This window comes from Paenibacillus sp. 01T422 (assembly GCF_056398785.1).
This window is the reverse complement of sequence record NZ_JBFTQB010001047.1, coordinates 1-2,002: the sequence shown is the minus strand read 5'-3', so window position 1 is coordinate 2,002 and position 2,002 is coordinate 1. Positions and strand designations below refer to the sequence as shown.

Sequence of the window (2,002 nt, the reverse complement as noted above, 5' to 3'; positions counted from 1 at the left end):
ACTGTGCTTACTCACTCGTTGTTCAGTTTTCAAAGATCAATTTTCTTTCGCTCTCTGCCGTGTTACCGGAGCAGCGAGAAGTAATATACCATGTCGAAATTTGATTTGCAAGCATTTTTTTTAATTCTTTTTTCGACATGTTTCTGAGTGCTATTTAACCTGCCTTTGAACGACAGATTAGCAATATACCATGGTTCAAGAAGGAATACAACCTCTAAATAGACATTCAAGCCTACGAAAAAAAGAACAACGCAGTATTCTACCGCGTTGTTCTTTTCGTCTATAGCGTACACTCACTACTCAATACCAGCTTGTAAAAACAGAAGAAGTCCCATAAGCCAAAGGAATTGCAGCCCCGATCATCAATATGGGTCCCCACCAAGTGAAGAAAGAGATACCGAGGAACAGGCTTATCAGAATCAGCGCAGGCAGCACAAGTATAGGTGTCGATAATTGGAGAGCTTGATGTTTCGCTGTATCCTGGATAGGAAAAAGGGTTAAAAACGGCGTCGCTAGTTCGCCTTTACAAAATGATTTTCTCCAAAATACCAACGCGCATGCGGCAACAATCCAGATCACAATTTTTAAAGGTCCCGGCATTATAAACATTGCCGCACTAATCAGAGCGGTAAACTGTATCGTATACTTCCACTGTGTCCCGTTTCTAAAAAAGGATTTCACTAATAAATCAGCGATTCCGTTATCGGCGCCTTTCCCCTTAAACAAGCGCTGCGAATTTTTGAATAAAAGAGGGCGCTTCCGTTTCGGCTTTCTTTTCCGCTCCGTAACACGAATTAACATCAAAGAAACAATCCGCATCCGCGAGTCTCGCTCTCTGGCGATATCTGCGAAGAAGGCACCTTTCTCTTGCAATCGTATTTTGCTTAAAAACACAGCCAGTACGAGAAGAAGCAGCAGAACAGCCCATATATAAAGCGCGTTCTGACTGACCGCCGCATCCAGCTTTTGAAATACGAAGAACAGCCCTACAAAAGCAACGATCCGCAGTATCCAATGGAGGATTCCCTGCATACGAAGGGTTACCAGTTGGCGAAGCAAGCCTAAATTAATTTTCAGCAGATAGGTAATCAACCACAAGGAAATAATCTGGGGCGCACGAAAACCATACGTCTGAACAAGTAAAGGAAGAAAAACGAGCACCAAAAGAAGCGTTGTAAACCCATGCAGCACAATGGAGTAGCGATGCCCGAGATGCATGAGATGCTGAAACCACCTCTGGTTCTGCCGAAGGAAAAGCTGATCGCCTTCCTCAACAAAATACCGAATCGTTCCGAACCAAGTGAACAAATAAAAGACCGTGCCCACCAAAAACAGCGTGATAAAGCTAAACCAAGAAGGCTGTGTAGCCCACCAAGAGTAGTATTGATAACCAGCCACAATAATCAGCGGAATGACAAAATAGATCGCAATAACCCAATCCACCGCCATGCGTAACACTTTATACTGAAATAACCAATCCGATCGAACCCGCCGTGCAAAAAGCTGAGAGCTATTTTTCAAAGTACGGTCCCCCTCTCTATAGTAAGGAATGGAAGCAGTCGAATAAAGGCGCGTCCGGCATGCCGCATTGTTCTTGAATGTCCTTCAGGGATCCATTAGCCACCAATCTGCCGCCTGACAGAAGCACAAATGAGGTGCAAATCCGTTCTGCTGTATCTAAAACATGGGTACTCATCAAAATCCCAGCACCCCGCTTACGCTCCTCATCCAACATCTCAATAAAATCCTTGATCGCCTTCGGATCTAATCCAATGAAGGGCTCATCCACAATATACACGTCTGGTTTATTCAAAAAGCCCAGGATCAGCATGATTTTCTGCTGCATCCCTTTGGAGAATTTGCCTGGTAATTGATGCTTCTCATCCAACAGCCGAAACCTGTGCAAGAGATCATCCGCACGCTCCAGAAACACGGTTCGATCCAGTTCATAAACAGAAGCAGCGAATTCCATGTGCTCCCACAACGTCAACTCATCATACAG

General features: G+C 44.5%; 2 protein-coding genes. Both read right to left on the bottom strand.

The genetic code is table 11. The features are described from left to right. Nucleotides 1-300: 300 nt before the first annotated feature. Nucleotides 301-1,521 (bottom strand): ABC transporter permease, encoded by a 1,221-nt coding sequence (locus AC1DUA_RS35300; protein WP_477504175.1) that lies wholly within the window; start codon nucleotides 1,519-1,521, stop codon nucleotides 301-303. Nucleotides 1,522-1,537: 16 nt separating this feature from the next. Next, the coding region (locus tag AC1DUA_RS35295; protein WP_477504174.1) for an AAA family ATPase at nucleotides 1,538-2,002 on the bottom strand (465 nt) is incomplete at its 5' end.